The following is a 17,508-nucleotide window of genomic DNA, read 5'->3' on the forward strand; positions in this document are numbered from 1 at the left end:
GCGCAAAAATGAAACTGCAAGTCAACGGAACCGTCCATGAGCTCGACATCGAGCCTGACATGCCGCTGCTCTGGGCACTGCGCGACGAACTGAACATCAAGGGCCCGAAATTCGGCTGCGGTGCGGGCCTTTGCGGGGCCTGCACGGTGATCATTGACGGACAGGCAATGCGGTCCTGTCAGACTGCCGCAGGTGAGGTGAAATCCAATGTCCGCACCATCGACGGTCTCGGCAAGCCGGATGCGCTGCATCGGGTCCAGCAGGCATGGCTCGATGAGCAGGTCGTGCAATGCGGTTACTGTCAGGCCGGCCAGATCATGAATGCGGTCGCCCTGCTGGAAGCCAACCCCACGCCGTCCGACAAGGATATTGACGACGCCATGAGCGGCAATCTCTGCCGTTGCGGCACCTATCCGCGCATCCGCGCCGCCATCAAGCGCGCCGCTGCCGGCCAGCAGACGGGAGCTTGAGACCATGGCATCCATCGGAAAAATCGCCCGCCGCACGTTTCTTGTTGGCGCTGCCGCCGTCGCCGGCGGCGTGGCCTTCGGCTACTACAAATACAAGCAGCCGCTTGAAAACCCGCTGAAGAAGGGGCTCGCCGACGGCGAGGCGACCTTTAACCCCTACGTCAAGATCGGCACGGACAACCGCATCACCGTCATCGTTCCCCGCGCCGAAATGGGCCAGGGCGCGTTCACGACGCTCGCCGCCCTTGTCGCGGAAGAGCTGGATGTCACGCTCGAGCAGATCGCCATCGAACATGGGCCAGCAGCCCCCGCCTATTACAATGACGCCGCACTCCGAGAAGGCGCGCCCTTCCCCGCCTTCGACCATTCCATGGTAGCCGAAACTGTCCGCAACGCCATGGGCGTCATTGGCAAGTTTCTGGCGCTCCAGATGACCGGGGGCTCGTCTTCGCTGGCCGACGGTTACGAAAAGATGCGGCTTGCAGGGGCGACCGCCCGCGAAACGCTGAAAGCCGCCGCCGCGCAAAAGCTCGGTGTTCCAGCCGCCTCGCTGAAGACCGAAGCCGGCAAGGTGATCGACGCCAAGTCCGGCAAGAGCCTGACTTACGGCGAACTGGCGCTCGATGCGGCGAAGATCGACCCGCCGTCCGATGTCGCGCTGAAGCCGCGGTCGCAATGGAATCTTCTCGGCAAGCCGCAGCCGCGCAAGGACATGCCGGCGAAGGTCACGGGCCAGCCGATCTTCGGCATCGACGTGCAACTCCCAGACATGCTCTATGCAACGGTCAAGATGAACCCGCAGCCGGGCGGCGCGATGAAGAGTTTCGACGCTTCCGAAGCGCTCAAGATGCGCGGCGTGAAGAAGGTCATCGCCATCGATAGCCTCTACGGCAAGGGCTTTGCGGTCATCGCCGACAACACCTGGCGCGCCTTCAAGGCGGCTGATGCGGTCAAGGTTATCTGGGCCGACGGCCCCGGCCAACGCGACGATGCGGAGGCGAAGAAAATCCTTGCCGACACAATTGCCGCCGGCGGCGGCTTCTCGCTGCGTTCCTCGGGCGACCCGGAAAAGGCTTTCGCGGATGCCCCGCGCGAGAAGCTGGTCGAGGCGGAATATTACGCACCCTTCCTGTCGCATGCGACGATGGAGCCGATGAACGCCACGGCGCGGCTGAAAGACGGCGTGCTCGATGTCTGGTCGCCCAATCAGGCACCCAGCGTCATCAAGATCATCGGTGCGCGGCTGACCAATCTCGCGGACGACAAGATCAATGTCCACACCACCTTCCTCGGCGGCGGCTTCGGCCGGCGCATCGAGCCGGATTTCTCCGACTACGCGATCCGCATCGCCATGGAAACCGAAGGCCGCCCGGTGAAAGTCACCTGGACGCGCGAGGAGGACATGAGCCACGGGCCCTATCGCCCCGCAGCGCTGGCGAAATACCGCGCCCGCCTCGGCAATGACGGCTTGCCCGTTGCCGTTCACGGCTCGGTCGCCTCGCCCTCCGTCATGGCCGGCATGGTCGGCCGCATCATGCCGGGCCTGCCGACCGCCGGTCCCGACAATCTCATCGTCGACGGGGCCTATAACCAGCCCTACACGATCCCGAATTTCCGCATCGACGGCTACAAGGCCCCGCTTTCGACGCCTGTCGCATCGTGGCGCTCGGTCGGCAATTCCTTCAATGCCTTCATGTATGAAAGCTTCATGGACGAGCTGGCCCATGCCGGCAAAATCGATCCGCTGGAGTTCCGCCGCAAGCTGATGGCCGATTATCCGACCGCGATTGCGATCCTCGACAGGCTCAAGACACTCTCCGACTGGGGCAAGCCCATCGACAAGACCCGCGCGCAGGGCATCGCTTTTACGATTTCCTTCGGCACATGGGTCGGCGAGGTCGTTCAGGTCAAGGACGAGAACGGGGCGATCCGCGTCGAAAAGGTCTGGATCGTCGCCGATCCCGGCATGGCGCTCGACCCGCTGAACTTCAAGGCGCAGATGATGTCTGGCGCGATCTATGGCCTCTCCGCCGCCATCGGCCAGCAGATAAGCTTCAAGAACGGCGCGCCGGAACAATCGAATTTCAGCGACTATGACGCCATGCGCATGAACCAGTGCCCGGATATCACGATCGAGATTCTGGAAAATTCCGGACATCTCGGCGGCGCGGGCGAACCCGCCACGCCGCCGGTCATGGCGGCGCTGGCGAACGCGATCTACGCGCTCAACGGGAAACGGATCCGGTCCATGCCTCTCAATGGCGAAGTCAGCTTCGTCTGAAGCACGTCGCCTATCAGATGACGTGCGCAACCGCTCGACAAGTTGTGGCGGAGGCGCTAGGAGGGCGGTCATCCCATTTGAACTTTTGCTTGAGCCTCCGGGATTTCCGGAGGCTTTGGCATTGAAAGGACCGCCATGAGCGAGAACCCGCCCTGCCCGAAATGCCAGTCCGCCTTTGCCTATGAGGATGGCGGACTGATGATCTGTCCCGAATGCGGCCATGAATGGTCGCCCGGTGCAGAGGCGCAAGCCGAAGAGACCAGCTTCCGCGACGCCAACGGCGTCACGCTGGTCGACGGCGACACCGTCAGCGTCATCAAGGACTTGAAGCTCAAGGGCTCCTCGCAGGTCCTGAAGGTCGGCACCAAGGTCAAGAACATCCGCCTTGTCGAGGGCGACCACAATATCGATTGCAAGATCGACGGTTTTGGCGCGATGAAGCTGAAGTCCGAGTTCGTCAAGAAGGTCTGATCAAGCCGCCTTGGCATATGGCCGATTGACGAAACCGTGATCGACCAGCGCCTGCGCAATCGCCTCGTCGGCCGGCGTCGTTTCGACGGTGCCGAGAAACACTTCGAGCTTTTCACCCGACAGCGAATGCGGGGTGAACCAGAGATAGTTCATCTTCACGACCTCGCGCACGATCGGCGAGAAGAGTCCGACGACATTGAGCAGCGCCCAGGAGACCTTCTTGCGGGCGAGCTGCCGCCCTGCCGCAAGCTCGGCGGCGCGGGCGAAATCCTCGCCCGTCAGCGTATGACCCTCGAAATTGAACTGCGAGAACATCGGCAGTTCGTCCGCCCGTTCGGCCAGCCGCACGAAGGCGTCGGCCAGATCCGGCAGGTAGGCGAAGGCATGCGGCAGGTCATAGGGACCCGGCCAGGAGAACGCGCCCTTGTCGATCTTCGTCGCGATCATCTGGTCGAGCCAGGTACCGATCTTGTCTGTTCCGTAGAAGTCGCCGGCGCGCAGGATCACCGTCTTGACGCCTTCGGTCGTCGCGTCCCTGAACAGGGCTTCCATCTCGATGCGGATGCGCGCCTTTTCCGTCGTCGGTGCGAACGGCGCATCGTCATCGACATTCAGCCCGATCTCCTTCCCGTAATTGTAGACATTGCCGATGAAGAGATGCACGGCGCGGTTTTCCTTCGCCGCCGCCATGACGTTGCGCGCCATCGGCAGGACAGTGCCTTCCCACTTGTCGTAGGGCGGGTTGAGACCATTGAAGATCATGTCGACGCCCATCGTGGCGGCAATGACCTGCGCCCGGTCCATGGCATCCGCCGCGCGATATTCGACGCGGCCCGAAAGGCCGTCACACCGCCCGCCGCGGGTGACGGCGATGACCTCGTGACCACGGGCCAGAAAGACCTTGGCGACGGCATGGGCGAGACGTCCGTTGGCGCCCAGAACTGCAATTTTCATGTGTCTATCCTCTTCGATTGCAGGAGCCGCCGCTTCGGCGCGTTCGCTCCGGTTTCAATGAGAAGACGCTATTCCCGAATTTTCTTTGTGAATATGGACAAGATTGGATCTTAACTATACGAATTTGAACACCATGGACTGGAACCTTATCAAGACCTTCCTCGCCGTCGCCGAACAGCGTACGCTCCTTGCCGCTGCCGAAACGTTGCGGCTGAGCCAGCCAACCGTGGGCCGCCATATCGACGAACTGGAAGCGGCAACGGGGCTCACCCTCTTCATCCGCGGGCGCCGTGGCATGTCCCTGACGGAAGCCGGCCTCTCGCTATTGGACGATGCCCGCGGCATGGCGAAGGAGGCAGACCACTTTCTGCTGCGCGCCTCCGGTCGCGCCAGCGAGGCCTCCGGCCCCGTGCGGATCACCGCCAGCGATATCGTCGCGACCTATCTTCTTCCGCCGATCCTCGTGGCGCTGAAGGAGGCGGAGCCCGGCATCGATATCGAACTCGTGCCCTCCAATACGGTCGCCAACCTCCTTGCACGCGACGCCGATATCGCCATCCGCATGACGCGACCGATACAGAACGACCTCGTCGCCGTGAAGGTCAACGATTTCGCCATGGGCGTTTACGCGCATGAACGCTATCTGGAGAAAGCCGGGACGCCGCAACGGATGGAAGACCTGTTTGGCCACCGGATGGTCGGCTACGACCGCGACACTTTGATCCTAAACGGTATGAAGGCCTTGGGAATTCAGGGCGACCGCTCGCTCTTCACCTTCCGCACCGACGACCAGGTTGCCTACTGGGAACTCGTCAAGGCGGGTGCCGGCATCGGCTTTGGAGCGCTCTGGCTCGGGCGGCAAACGCCGCAACTCCGGCAAATCCTGCCGGAGCTGAAGATCGCGGCACTCCCCATGTGGCTAGCCTCGCATGAGGAATTGCGCACCTCCCTGAAAATCCGCCGGGTGATGAATTTCCTGCGCGAGGCGATTACCGCCATGCCGCTTTCGGCCTGATCAATTCTTGACGGCGTCCGCATAACGGGCCAGTCCCGAGAGGGCAAGCACCGCCAGCAGGAACACCGGCAATGTCAGGAAAACGGTCGAAAAACTCGTGTGCTCGGCGGCAAAACCGATGGCGGACGGCGCAAACAGCATGCCGGAATAGCCAAGGAAGGTCGTGACCGACAGCGCCACGCCTTGCGCAAAGCCCGGCAGGTTGCCGGCTGCCGAGAAGGCGATCGGCACCATGTTCGAAATGCCGATGCCGCAGATGGCAAAGCCGATGAAGGCAACGAGCATGTTCGGCGCAGAACCTGCCGTCACCAGCCCGATAATCGCCATGACCGTGCAGAAGCGGAAGGTCTTTACTGCGCCAAACCGGTCCCGCACCAGATCGCCGGCAAAGCGCATGATCGTCATGGTGAAGGCGAAAGCGCCGAAGGCAAAGCCGGAAAAAGCGAGCGACGCGCCGAGTTCGCGGCGAATGTAGAGGGCACCCCAATCCAGCACCGATCCCTCCGGGATCATTGAAAACAGCGCCATGATGCCGAGCAGCCAGGGCAGCGGACTGAGTGGCAATTTTACCTTTTCGCGCGCTTCGCTCACATGCGGCACGTCATGAAAAAGATGCGACCAGACCACCGCCAGCAGAACGAAACCGGCGACCGTCAGCACTATCGAATGCCCGACAGTTCCGAGCGCTTCGATCAGAAATCCGCCGCTCATCGTACCGACAAAGGTGCCGAGGCTCCAGAAGGCGTGGCAGGAGGACATGATCGAACGACGCATGGATTTTTCCGTCTCGACGGCATTGGCATTCATCGAAACGTCCATAGCCCCTGTCAGCCCACCGAAGAGGAAGATGGCGATGCCGCCCAGCCAGATATTCGGCGCGAGGCTCAGGAGCAGGATGGTCGGCAGAAACAGGATCGTGGCCGTTTTTGTGACCTTCGTCGATCCATAGCGTGCTATCTGTGTTCCCGCTGCGGGCATCAGGGTCAGCGATCCGACGCCCATGATCAGGATCATGATCCCGAGAGCGCCGGGATCGAGCCCCAGACGGCTCGCGAATTCAGGGATCTTCGGCGCCCAGGCGCCCATGATCAGGCCGTTGATGAAGAAGAGGGTGGAGACGGCCATGCGCTCGCGGGTGAAATAGCCGGCCCTGCCGGAGCGCGCCTCTTCCTTGCCGTTCATGCCGATCCCCCTCATTTAAACCGATTCGATTGCGACTTTAACCCGGCTCGCGGGGTGAGAGGAACCCGTCATTTCACGTGAATCACCGTTCGGGCATCGGCCACCGCGAGAAGCCGCCGCATGTCGCGCTCCCTCACCGCTATGCAACCCTCCGTCGGCATGAAGCCCGGACGGGCCAGATGCAGAAAGATCGCCGAGCCCGCGCCGCGCCGGCGCGACGACACGTTCCAGTCCATGACGATAACAATGTCATAGAGCTGGTCAGCGCGGCACATCGTTTCGTGGCTCTCCTTCAGCGGCAGCCGCGATAGCCGGTTATAGGTGGGGCTTTTCGGATCATCGCACCAGACCATCGTCTTTCGCGATGGGAGCATCGGTAGCTGCGTGACAGGCCGGGCGATCCTGTCGCTGCGCCAGAACCCGTAAAGCAGCCGCAGCGGCCCGCGTGGCGTATGACCATCGCCCTCGCGTTTGAACGAGCCAACGCCTGAGCGCCCGAGCGCGACCTTCAGGGTCAGCGGCCCGATCTTCATAACCCCCTGCCGGTGATTGCGCGCCGACGGTCTGACTTCCAATGACTGCATGCCGGCCCTTCACGACCTCTTGGCTTGCCCGTGATCGACAATCTGCCTATTCGGGCGGCATTGGAAATCGATTGGGCAATTGTTTTCATTTCTGCGCCGATGATTTAGAAACCTGTTCAGGTTTGATGCAAGGGCTTTTGGCTAATGGGCACCCGGACGATTTTGCTGGTGGATGACGATGACGACCTGCGCGAGATGCTGGTCGAGCAACTGGGGCTTTATGAAGAATTCCACGTGCTTCAGGAAAAGACCGCGACGAAAGGCGTGCAGGCGGCACGCAACAATCCGATCGACCTCCTGATCATGGATGTCGGCCTGCCGGATATGGACGGGCGCGAGGCTGTCAAGCTTCTGCGTCGCGGCGGTTTCAAGGCCCCGATCATCATGCTGACCGGGCACGACACCGATTCCGATACGATCCTCGGCCTGGAGGCCGGCGCAAACGACTACGTCACCAAGCCATTCCGCTTCGCCGTGCTTCTGGCCCGCATGCGGGCGCAGTTGCGCCAGCACGAACAGAGCGAAGATGCGACCTTTACGGTCGGACCCTACACGTTCAAGCCCAGCCAGAAGCTTCTCGTCGATCAGGCGGGCCAGAAAATTCGCCTCACGGAAAAGGAAGCGGCGATCATCCGCTACCTCTATCGCGCCGGCCAGAAGGTCGTGACCCGCGATGTCCTGCTGGAGGAAGTCTGGGGCTACAATTCGGGTGTGACGACCCATACGCTCGAAACCCATGTCTATCGCCTGCGCCAGAAGATCGAGCGCGATCCGTCCAACGCCGAAATCCTTGTCACCGAAAACGGCGGCTACAAGATCATTCCGTAAGGATGCAAAATACGCTATGTCGCTGAAGTCCGATATCGACCTGCTCTCTCGCGTGCCGCTCTTTCGGGGCATGAATGACGAGCAACTGCGCCTGCTGGCCTTCGGCGCGGACAAGCGGCAACTGGCGCGCGGGCACACGCTTTTCACCCCCGGAACCCGTGTCTCCACCGCCTTCGTCGTCTCGTCGGGCACGATCGGGCTGGCCGTGCCGAACCGGCAGGGAAACCGGCGGATCGAGGATGCCGGTCCGGGCTCGCTTTTGTGCGAACTCGCGCTGATCAGTGAGCATGAGTGCAGCCTGACGGCAGTCGCGGTCGAGGACTGCGAAGTATTGCAGGTCACCCGCTCGCTTTTTTCACGCCTGATGGAAGAATTCCCGCAGGTCGCCGTCGTTCTCGATCAGCGCATCCGCGACAATCTCAACCGCATGATCGGCGAATTGAGCCGGATAGAGCAGAAGTTTTCCTGATCGGTCAGCGGCTCTGCGGCGCCCTTCGCCTTGCACTCCCAACCGAAGAAAAAATCGATGGGTTGACTCAAGCGGCCGCGGTATTTTCGCGCCATTATATTTGCCATGACTCTCATGCCGGAAGCTTAGCGCTTAACCATTTTTAAACGTTTAAAGTCACCTTGCCTTTTAGGCGCAAAATTGCCATTTTTCTACATCACGGCAAAACTGCAATACCCTTGCGGGTGGCTGCGGAATCGGGGGAGCCTGCACGTCAGGCAAGAATGGCCGGAGGGTGGAGTGCCCGCCTGACCGGCATAAGACGTTGTTTCTATGCGTCGTCCTGCTTTTCTTCATCCATCATTCAGATTCGCTCGACTACGGGTATCCCACGCGATGCCCTATTTCCGACGGCTGCAGACGGTAAGGGCTTGCGGGCAAATGAGCGGCAGCGCCGCACAATGACGGAAGCTATCTTGGACACGACAACTCTTCAGAACACGCCGCGCCGGATCAAATCGGAAACCGAGACCCGGCGGATCGAGCACAATAACGCCATTCGTGCAGACTATCTGCCGATTGACGGGCTTGCCAAGGTTGGCGAGCGGCTTGCGACCGGCGAGATCAACACGCTTCCCGTCTTCGAGCCCTTCGACTTCTTTGCGCGCAACAAGGAAAACGAACGCGAGATTCTGCGCGTCTATCGCTCCGCTGCGCGCGACGTCGAAAACGGCGCCTCGATCACGCCCGCCGCCGAATGGCTGCTGGACAACCACTATATCATCGAAGAGGCCATTCAGGAGGTCCGCCGCGACTTCCCCAAGCGCTACTATCGCGAACTCACCCTGATGCGCCTTGCCGGCAACGTCGAGATCCCGCGCACGCTGGCGCTCGCCTGGCTCTATGTGGCCCACACCCATTCCACCGTCTCCCGCGAGACGCTGACCGCTCTCGTCCAGGGCTTCCAGACCTTCGAAACCTTCTCGATCGGCGAGCTTTGGGCCATTCCGTCCATGGTCCGCTTCGTGCTGGTCGAAAACCTCGCCCGCATCTCCACGCGCGTCGAAAACTCCCGGCGCATGCGCAAGTGGGCCAATGACGAGGCTGATCAGCTTCTGCGCATCAAGGACCCGGCGCGGCTTGCCGAAAAGCTGAAGACGCTGGAAGAACCGGCGCGCGACAACACGTTCGCTGCCCAGTTCCTCTATCGTCTGCGCGACGGCAGCCACACATCCGGCGTGGCCATCGCCTGGCTCGAGGCGGAATTGGAAAAGCGCGGCAGCGATGGCGAAGAGGTCATCGTCAGCGAACACAATCGCCTCTCCTCCGGCAATGCGACGATGAGTTGCATCATCCGCTCGCTACGCGAAATCGATGACGGCGAATGGCCGGTCTGGGTCGAAAGCGTCAGCAAGGTCGACGAGCTGCTCGGCGAAGGCACCGATTATCACGACCTCGATTTCGGCTCCCGCAACCAGTATCGCGACACGGTCGAGGAACTGGCAAAGCGCTCAAGCTTCAGCGAAATCGAAATAGCCGGAAAGGCCATGGAGCTGGCCGGTAGCCACAATGCCAATGTAGGCGAATTCCTCGCTGGAAAGCGGATCGGCGAACTCAAGGAAGCCATTGGCTACAGCAATTCGGTGCTGGATTATGGCCGTATCTGGCTGCGCAAGCTCGACTGGCTGGCAATTGCCGCGCCGGTGAGTGTGCTGACGCTGCTCGTCATGGCCTTCATGGCCTGGTTCCTGACCCATGCCGGTGTGCCCTACGAGCACATTCTGCCGCTTGCCGTCCTCTTTGCGCTTCCCTCCTCGGAAGGTGCCATCGGTCTCTTCAACACGCTCTCGTCCTTCGTCCTGACCCCGTCACGCCTGACGGGTTACGAGTACAAGGACGGCATCCCGGCCGAAGAGCGGACGCTGCTCGTCGTCCCCTGCATGATCACGAGCCGTGACACGGTGGACGAACTCGTCCGCAATCTCGAGGTTCACTACCTCGCCAACCCGCATGGCGAAATCTATTTCGCCCTTCTCTCCGACTGGGCCGATGCCCAGAAGGAAGAAACGCAGGCCGATATCGACGTGCTGAACTATGCCAAGAGCGAAGTGGCCAAGCTCGCCGCCCGCTACGCCTATGACGGCCGCAACCGCTTCATGCTGCTGCATCGCCGCCGCCAGTACAATCCGGCAGAAGGCTGCTGGATGGGTTGGGAGCGCAAGCGCGGCAAGTTGCACGAACTGAACCTGCTGCTGCGCGGCGACCACGACACGAGCTTCATGACCGGCGCCAACCAGGTGCCGGAAGGCGTTCAATATGTCGTGACGCTCGATGCCGATACGCGCCTGATGCGCGACGCCGTCACCAAGCTCGTCGGCAAGATCGCCCATCCAATCAACAAGCCGGTCATCGACCCGAAGACCCGTCGCGTCACGCAAGGATATGGCATCCTGCAGCCGCGCGTTACGCCGTCGCTGACCACCGGCAAGGAAGCATCCGCCTTCCAGCGCATCTTCTCCGCCAATCGCGGCATCGACCCTTACGTCTTCACCGTGTCCGACGTCTATCAGGACCTGACGGGCGAAGGCACGTTTACCGGCAAGGGCCTCTATCACGTCGACGCCTTCGAAGCCGCCATCAAGGGCCGCATCGAGGAAAACCGCGTTCTCAGCCACGACCTTCTCGAAGGCTCGCTGTCGCGCTGCGCCCTCGTGACCGATGTCGAACTCGTTGAAGACTTTCCGACCCGCTACGAGGTCGAAAGCTCGCGCCAGCATCGCTGGGCGCGCGGCGACTGGCAGCTCCTGCCCTACATTTTCGATCCGCGCTCGGGCGTGAATGGCCTTGCACGCTGGAAAATGCTCGACAACCTGCGCCGCTCGCTGACGCCCGCTGCCTGGACGCTGGCCGCCGTCTGGGGCTGGCTGCTGATGACGCCGATGTATGCCGTTCTCTGGCAGATCGCGCTTATCCTGACGCTGACCATCTCGCCGACGCTGTCGCTTCTCTCCATCGTCATGCCGCGCCGCACGGACATTGTCATGCGAGGGCATTTCCAGCGCCTGCAGGACGAAATCCGCTCGGCCTCCGCCATGGTGGCGCTGCGCGCGACCTTCATCGCGCACAACGCCTATCTGATGACGGACGCGATCATCCGCGCGCTCTATCGCTCGATCGTCTCCGGCAAGCTGCTTCTGGAATGGCGCACGGCCGCCCAGGTCCAGAGCGGCGCGCAGGGCGACGTTCACGCCTATTACCGCTCCATGTGGCAGGCGCCCGTTCTGGCAGCCCTTGCGCTCGGCTTTGCCGGCACCAAGGGCATCTACCACGTCTATGCGGGCCTGCCGCTCGGCATTGCCTGGATGCTCTCGCCCTATATCGCCTGGCGCGTCAGCCAGTCGGCCGAAACCGAGGACCGGCTGGAAACGCCGGCCGATGTCGTGCAGGGCCTGCGCCTGATCGCGCGCCGTACCTGGCGCTATTTCGAGACTTTCGTCACACCGCAGCAGAATTTCCTGCCGCCGGACAACTTCCAGGAAACGCCGAACCCGGTCATCGCGGCCAGAACCTCGCCGACCAATATCGGCGTCTATCTTCTCTCTGTCGTTTCCGCCCGTGACTTCGGCTGGATCGGCTTCGAGGACACAGTCAGCCGTCTTGAACAGACGGTCGCAACACTCGAACGGATGCAGAAGTTCCGTGGCCACCTGTTCAACTGGTATTACACCGAAACCCTGGAAACGCTCGGTCCGCAATACATTTCGGCGGTCGACAGCGGCAATCTTGCCGGCCACCTGATCGCGGTCTCCTCGCAATGCCGTGACTGGGCCGAAGCCCCCTCCGCGCATCTGCAATCGAGCCTCGACGGCATTGCCGATGCTGTGATGATCTTCCAGGAATCGCTGGCCGAGCTGCCGGACGACCGCAAGACAGTCCGCCCGCTGCGCAAGCGCATCAAGGAATTGACCGTCGGCTTCATGAAGACTCTGAACGAAGCCCGCAGCGAAAACGAGCCCGCGACGATCCATATCACGGGTCTCGCCGAGCTCGCCGAAGACCTCGAAAAGCTCTCCGCAAATCTCGACCACGAGATCGGCTCGGAAAAGAGCGGCGAGGTAGCCTGGTGGGCCACGGCCCTGTCGCGCACCTGCCAGGCCCATGTGGCCGACAGCGAATTCGACTTCGCCATGATCGATGCGCTGCGCAAGCGCCTAGAAGTGCTACGCGACACGACGCGGTCGCTGGCCTTTGCCATGGACTTCCGCTTCCTGTTCCGTCCGGAACGCCGGTTGCTCTCCATTGGCTATCGCGTCGCCTCGAACGAACTCGACGAGGCCTGCTACGACCTTCTGGCCTCGGAAGCCCGTCTCACCAGCCTCTTCGCCGTTGCCAAGGGGGATCTCCCGACGGAACACTGGTTCAAGCTCGGCCGTCAGGTCGTGCCGGTCGGCTCGCGCGGTGCGCTGGTCTCCTGGTCCGGCTCGATGTTCGAATATCTCATGCCGCCGCTCGTCATGCAGGAACGTCAGGGCGGTGTCCTGAACCAGACGTCGAACCTCGTCGTCAAGGAACAGATGAACCACGCCCGCCGTCTCGGCGGCATTCCGTGGGGCATTTCGGAAGCTGCCTTCAACGCACGCGACCACGAGCTGACCTACCAGTACACCAATTTCGGCGTACCCACTCTGGGTCTGAAGCGCGGTCTCGGCCAGAATGCCGTCATTGCGCCCTATGCATCGCTACTGGCGAGCCAGTATGCGCCGGTGGAGTCCTTCGAAAACCTCCAGCGCCTGCGCAAGCTCGGCGCGCTCGGCCGCTACGGCTTCCACGACGCGGTCGACTTCACGCCGACCCGTGTGCCGGAAGGCCAGACCTGCGCGGTGGTCTATAACTACATGGCCCACCACCACGGCATGTCGATTGCCGCTGTCGCCAACGTCGCCTTCAACGGCCATCTGCGCGAACTCTTCCACTCCGATCCGGTGATCGAGGCGGCCGAACTCCTGCTGCAGGAAAAGGCGCCGCGTGAAATCCCGGTCATGAGCGCCAAGCACGAGGCCAACCAGCCCGGTAACAATGTCGGCGACAACCTGCCGCGTCCGGAAATCCGCACCATCGACAATCCGGAAGTCAAGGATCGCCAGACGGTGTTCCTGTCGAACGGCCACTACTCGGTCATGCTGACGACTGGCGGCTCCGGCTATTCGCGCTGGAACGGCCAGACAGTCGCCCGCTGGAAGCCCGATCCGACCGAAGATCGCCACGGCACCTTCATCTTCCTGCGCGACATGGACAGTGGCGAATGGTGGTCCTCCACCGTCGAACCGCGCCGCGCCAAGGGCGAAGTCAACAAGGTTATCTTCGGCGACGACCGTGCGGAATTCTACAAGACCGTCGGCACGCTGATGAGCCATGTGGAAGTCATCACCGGCACCGAGCACGACGCCGAAGGCCGACGCATCACCATCACCAACCTCGGCACCGAGGATCGTCACATCGAGCTGACCTCCTATCTGGAACCGGTCATCTCGACGGACGAGGCGGATATCGCTCATCCGCTCTTCTCCAAGATGTTCCTCCGCACGGAAATCGGCCGCCGCGGCGACGTCATCCGCGCATGGCGCAACAAGCGCACGCCGAACGATCCGGGCACGCATATCGCGCACCTGATCGCCGATCCGACGGGCGAGACGCGTCCGACGGAATTCGAGACGAGCCGCCGCAACTTCATCGGCCGTGGCCGTTCGCTTGCCGACGCAACGGCCTTCGATGCCGGCGCAACGCTCTCCGGTACGGACGGCTATACGCTCGATCCGATCCTGTCACTGCGCCGTGTCGTCCGCATTCCGGCCGGCAAGAAGGTCAGTGCCATCTTCTGGACGATCGCAGCTGCCAACCGCGACATGATCGACGCGGCGATCGACCGTTATCGTCATCCGGATGCCTTCGGCCACGAATACATTCATTCGTGGACGCGCAGCCAGGTGCAGATGCGTCATGTCGGTGCATCGCCGCAGGAGGCGACCGCCTTCCAGATTCTCGGCCGCTACCTGGTCTATCCGGAAACGCTGCTGCGCGCGGATGCCGGTTCGGCAGAAGCCATGGCCGCCTCGCAGACTGCGCTCTGGCCGCTGGCGATCTCCGGCGACTTCCCGATCTTCATGCTGCGCATCAACGATGACGTCGACTTGAACGTCGCCTGGGGTGCGCTCCGTGCGCAGGAATATCTGCGCTCGCGCGGGGTCACCGCCGATCTGGTGATCGTCAACGAACGCGCCAGCTCCTATGCGCAGGACATGCAGCACGCGCTGGATTCCATGTGCGAAAACGCCCGTCTGCGCGGCCAGTCCGACGGCCCGCGCCAGCACATTTTCGCGGTGCGCCGCGATCTGATGGACGATGCGACCTGGGCCTCGCTGCTCGCCTCCTCCCGCGCGGTCTTCCATGCCCGCAACGGCGCGATTTCCGAGCAGATCGCCCGCACCGTCTCGCTCTTCGAAAACCGCGTTCTCGAAGCCCCGCCGGAAGCGCCACGCTATCGGTCCAAGGCCATCAAGGAAGCGGGAACGCTCTCCGGCGACGGGCTGGAATTCTGGAACGGCTATGGCGGGTTCACCACCCAGGGCGACGAATATGTCATCCGTCTGCGCGGCGGTGAATCGACGCCGCATCCGTGGATCAACGTGATTGCCGAAAACGACTTCGGCTTCCACGTCGCGGCTGAAGGCGGTGGCTATACCTGGAGCAAGAACTCCCGCGACTATCCGCTGACGACCTGGTCGAACGACCCGGTCATCGACCGGCCGAGCGAGACCTTCTACATCGCCGATCTGAACAGCGGTGCGGTTCTGACCCCCTTCGCGGCCTTGAGCGAACGCGAATCCGTCGAGTTCGAAACCCGTCACGGTTTCGGCTACTCGACCTTCCGCAGCGTGCAGGAGCAGGTCGGCATCGAACTGACCCAGACCCTTCTTCCCGGCAAGCCGGTGAAGCTGTCGCGCCTGACGATCTCCAACAAGGGCTCGATCTCGCGCAGCTTCCGCATTTACGGCTACGTCGAATGGATGCTCGGCAACAACCCGAACCGCACGGCACCCTTCGTCACCTGCCGGGCAGCGGAGAACAACCATGTTCTCTTTGCCTCCAACCCCTACAGCATCACGCATTCCGGCCGCACGGCCTTCTTTGCGGTCAATGCGGATGTCTCGAGCGCAACGGCGTCGCGCGGCGAATTCATCGGACGCTGGGGCGACATTCGCCGGCCGGGCTCGGTGACCGCCGCAAAGGAACTCTCCGGACAGATGAGCCACGATGGAGATCCCTGCGCAGCGCTCGCGCTCGACATCATCCTGCAGCCGGGCGACACGCGCGAATTCACCTTCATACTGGGTGACAGCGACAACGATGCCGCTGCGGAAATCCTTTCCGCGGAAGCCATCGCTGCCGACTTCAACAGTGCGCTCGAGGCCAACCGCACGCGCTGGAGCACGTTCCTGGGCAAGGTCCACATTGATACGCCGGACCGCGCCCTGAACCACATGCTGAACGGCTGGCTGCCCTATCAGATGCTGTCCTGCCGCATCACGGCGCGGTCCGCCTTCTATCAGGCCAGCGGCGCCTTCGGCTTCCGCGACCAGTTGCAGGATTCGCTGGCGCTCATGCTCCACGATCCGTCGATCGCGCGCCGCCAGATCGTCACTGCGGCCGGCCGTCAGTTCGTAGAAGGCGACGTCCAGCATTGGTGGCTTGCCGAAAATGGCGCGGGCGTTCGCACGCATATCTCCGACGACGTCGTCTGGCTGGCCTATGCGGTCGATCAGTACGCGACCGCAACCGGCGATACGGCAATCCTGGATGAACATGTTCCTTTCATCTCGGGCCCGCTTCTGGCAGAAAATGTGCACGACTCGTTCTTCCGGCCTGAGACGTCAGAGCGGACGGCGAGCATCTATGAGCACGCGGCTCTCGGACTTGATCTCGCTCTCTCCAGAACAGGCCCGCACGGTCTTCCGCTGATCCTCGGCGGTGACTGGAATGACGGCATGAACCGCGTCGGCGTGGCCGGCCGGGGCGAAAGCGTCTGGCTCGCCTGGATTCTCGCAGGCACGCTGTCGCGCTTCATCGCCGTTGCAGAAAGCCGTGGCGACCAGTCCCGCGCCAACAATTGGCGCACGCATCTGGAACGCCTGCGCGACGCGATCGAAACCGCCGGCTGGGATGGCCACTACTATCGCCGTGCCTATTACGACGACGGTACGCCGCTGGGCTCGGCGGAAAGCGACGAGAACCGGATCGACTCGATCGCCCAGTCCTGGAGCGTGCTCTCAGGCCAGGGCAATCCGGAACGCAGCAAGCAGGCGCTCGACGCTGCACTTGCCAACCTTCTGGAGCACGATGGCGGCATCCTGCGTCTCTTCAACCCGCCCTATGCCACGACGGATAGGGATCCGGGCTATATCCGCGCCTATCCGCCGGGCATCCGTGAAAACGGTGGGCAATACACCCATGCCGGCGCATGGCTGGCGCTCGCGCTAGCCAAGTCCGGCCGGCCGGAAGAGGCCATGCAGTGCCTCGATTGCCTGCTGCCGATCCGCCATGCCATGGACCGGGAGAGCGCCGAACGCTATCGGACCGAGCCCTACGCGGTCGCGGCCGATATCTACAGTGAGGGCGCCTTGCGGGGTCAAGGCGGCTGGAGCTGGTATACGGGCTCTGCGGCCTGGATTTACCGCGCAGTCGTTGAAGGCCTGCTGGGGATCGAGCGCAACGGCGACGATCTGGTTTCGACGCCAGCGCTGCCTGCCGCCTGGAACGGCTTCACGGCCCGGATCGAGCTACCGGGCAGGTCGGTCGAGGTCAAGGCGACGCGGAGTAGCACGGGCCAGATCGAGACCAGCGTCAGCGGCAAGAAGGGCCGCGCGCCGTCAAAGGCGAATTGAGCCCGGACAATCTGAAGGCGGGCAAATGCCCCTCCTTCGACACTGTCCTGGACGTTTAGACTGGGACTAGACGTGACAAAGCCGCCGCATTGTTCAGATGCGGCGGCTTTTTATCTATCGGCTTTCGGGGGCGCGGTGCGGGTAAGTGCCCGTCCCCTTCTCCTAGGTAGCGTATCAATGAAAACGAAAGCGATCCGTTTGATCGCACTCTGTGGCTTCCTGCGTGTGCCCCCATGATAAGAGCAGGCACTTCTTCATGACGTATTCAACACTGGAAAGCGAGTTTGGGGAGTTTCTGCCCGGCAACGAAGTCCGGTGAACCAGAGCCCACCGGAC

Annotated in this window: 10 protein-coding genes; 7 read left to right on the forward strand and 3 right to left on the reverse strand. The window is 62.3% G+C overall.

Features of this window, described 5'->3' with window-relative positions; all coding sequences use genetic code 11:
• Positions 1-8: 8 nt before the first annotated feature.
• From ABID16_RS19030 to ABID16_RS19040, 3 genes are all read left to right on the forward strand, one after another.
• Entirely contained in the window at positions 9-470 is a 462-nt protein-coding gene (locus ABID16_RS19030) for a (2Fe-2S)-binding protein (RefSeq protein ID WP_354557938.1), read from the forward strand.
• A gap of 4 nt (positions 471-474) precedes the next feature.
• A complete protein-coding gene (locus tag ABID16_RS19035; RefSeq protein ID WP_354557939.1) occupies positions 475-2,751 on the forward strand; it encodes a xanthine dehydrogenase family protein molybdopterin-binding subunit in 2,277 nt (758 codons plus the stop codon).
• Between the two features lie 135 nt (positions 2,752-2,886).
• Complete coding sequence (locus ABID16_RS19040) at positions 2,887-3,222, forward strand: zinc ribbon domain-containing protein YjdM (protein WP_354557940.1); 336 nt, start codon at positions 2,887-2,889, stop codon at positions 3,220-3,222.
• Here the strand turns inward: ABID16_RS19040 and ABID16_RS19045 are convergent, their stop codons facing one another.
• Positions 3,223-4,176 (reverse strand): NAD-dependent epimerase/dehydratase family protein, encoded by a 954-nt coding sequence (locus ABID16_RS19045; protein WP_354557941.1) that lies wholly within the window; start codon positions 4,174-4,176, stop codon positions 3,223-3,225.
• Between the two features lie 133 nt (positions 4,177-4,309).
• On the opposite strand from ABID16_RS19045, the gene ABID16_RS19050 reads away from it, so the two are divergent.
• Complete coding sequence (locus ABID16_RS19050) at positions 4,310-5,191, forward strand: LysR family transcriptional regulator (protein ID WP_354557942.1); 882 nt, start codon at positions 4,310-4,312, stop codon at positions 5,189-5,191.
• On the opposite strand, the gene ABID16_RS19055 is transcribed toward ABID16_RS19050, so the two are convergent.
• The gene (locus tag ABID16_RS19055; protein WP_354557943.1) at positions 5,192-6,373 is read right to left on the reverse strand and encodes an MFS transporter; all 1,182 of its coding nucleotides are present in this window, start codon (positions 6,371-6,373) and stop codon (positions 5,192-5,194) included.
• A 68-nt stretch (positions 6,374-6,441) separates the two neighbouring features.
• A complete protein-coding gene (locus ABID16_RS19060; RefSeq protein ID WP_354557944.1) occupies positions 6,442-6,957 on the reverse strand; it encodes a L,D-transpeptidase family protein in 516 nt (171 codons plus the stop codon).
• A gap of 144 nt (positions 6,958-7,101) precedes the next feature.
• Here ABID16_RS19060 and ABID16_RS19065 point away from each other — a divergent pair, with 144 nt between their 5' ends.
• The 3 genes from ABID16_RS19065 (at position 7,102) to ABID16_RS19075 (ending at position 17,172) form a co-directional block, all read left to right on the forward strand.
• Positions 7,102-7,785 carry a response regulator transcription factor gene (locus ABID16_RS19065; RefSeq protein WP_230829976.1) on the forward strand — a complete coding sequence of 228 codons (684 nt, stop codon included), beginning with the start codon at positions 7,102-7,104 and terminating at the stop codon, positions 7,783-7,785.
• 16 nt (positions 7,786-7,801) lie between these two features.
• Complete coding sequence (locus tag ABID16_RS19070; protein ID WP_354557945.1) at positions 7,802-8,254, forward strand: cyclic nucleotide-binding domain-containing protein; 453 nt, start codon at positions 7,802-7,804, stop codon at positions 8,252-8,254.
• Between the two features lie 440 nt (positions 8,255-8,694).
• Positions 8,695-17,172 (forward strand): glycoside hydrolase family 94 protein, encoded by an 8,478-nt coding sequence (locus ABID16_RS19075; RefSeq protein WP_354557946.1) that lies wholly within the window; start codon positions 8,695-8,697, stop codon positions 17,170-17,172.
• Positions 17,173-17,508 lie beyond the last annotated feature (336 nt).

The organism is Limnomicrobium aquaticum, assembly GCF_040545545.1.
GTDB classification, from domain to species: Bacteria; Pseudomonadota; Alphaproteobacteria; order Rhizobiales; family Rhizobiaceae; genus Ensifer_A; species Ensifer_A aquaticum.

Coding starts and splice junctions, on each gene's coding strand:
- ABID16_RS19055 (WP_354557943.1), bottom strand. CDS start 6,373: ATGAACGGCAAGGAAGAGGCGCGCTCCGGCAGGGCCGGCTATTTCACC.
- ABID16_RS19065 (WP_230829976.1), top strand. CDS start 7,102: ATGGGCACCCGGACGATTTTGCTGGTGGATGACGATGACGACCTGCGC.
- ABID16_RS19070 (WP_354557945.1), top strand. CDS start 7,802: ATGTCGCTGAAGTCCGATATCGACCTGCTCTCTCGCGTGCCGCTCTTT.
- ABID16_RS19030 (WP_354557938.1), top strand. CDS start 9: ATGAAACTGCAAGTCAACGGAACCGTCCATGAGCTCGACATCGAGCCT.
- ABID16_RS19045 (WP_354557941.1), bottom strand. CDS start 4,176: ATGAAAATTGCAGTTCTGGGCGCCAACGGACGTCTCGCCCATGCCGTC.
- ABID16_RS19060 (WP_354557944.1), bottom strand. CDS start 6,957: ATGCAGTCATTGGAAGTCAGACCGTCGGCGCGCAATCACCGGCAGGGG.
- ABID16_RS19075 (WP_354557946.1), top strand. CDS start 8,695: ATGACGGAAGCTATCTTGGACACGACAACTCTTCAGAACACGCCGCGC.
- ABID16_RS19040 (WP_354557940.1), top strand. CDS start 2,887: ATGAGCGAGAACCCGCCCTGCCCGAAATGCCAGTCCGCCTTTGCCTAT.
- ABID16_RS19050 (WP_354557942.1), top strand. CDS start 4,310: ATGGACTGGAACCTTATCAAGACCTTCCTCGCCGTCGCCGAACAGCGT.
- ABID16_RS19035 (WP_354557939.1), top strand. CDS start 475: ATGGCATCCATCGGAAAAATCGCCCGCCGCACGTTTCTTGTTGGCGCT.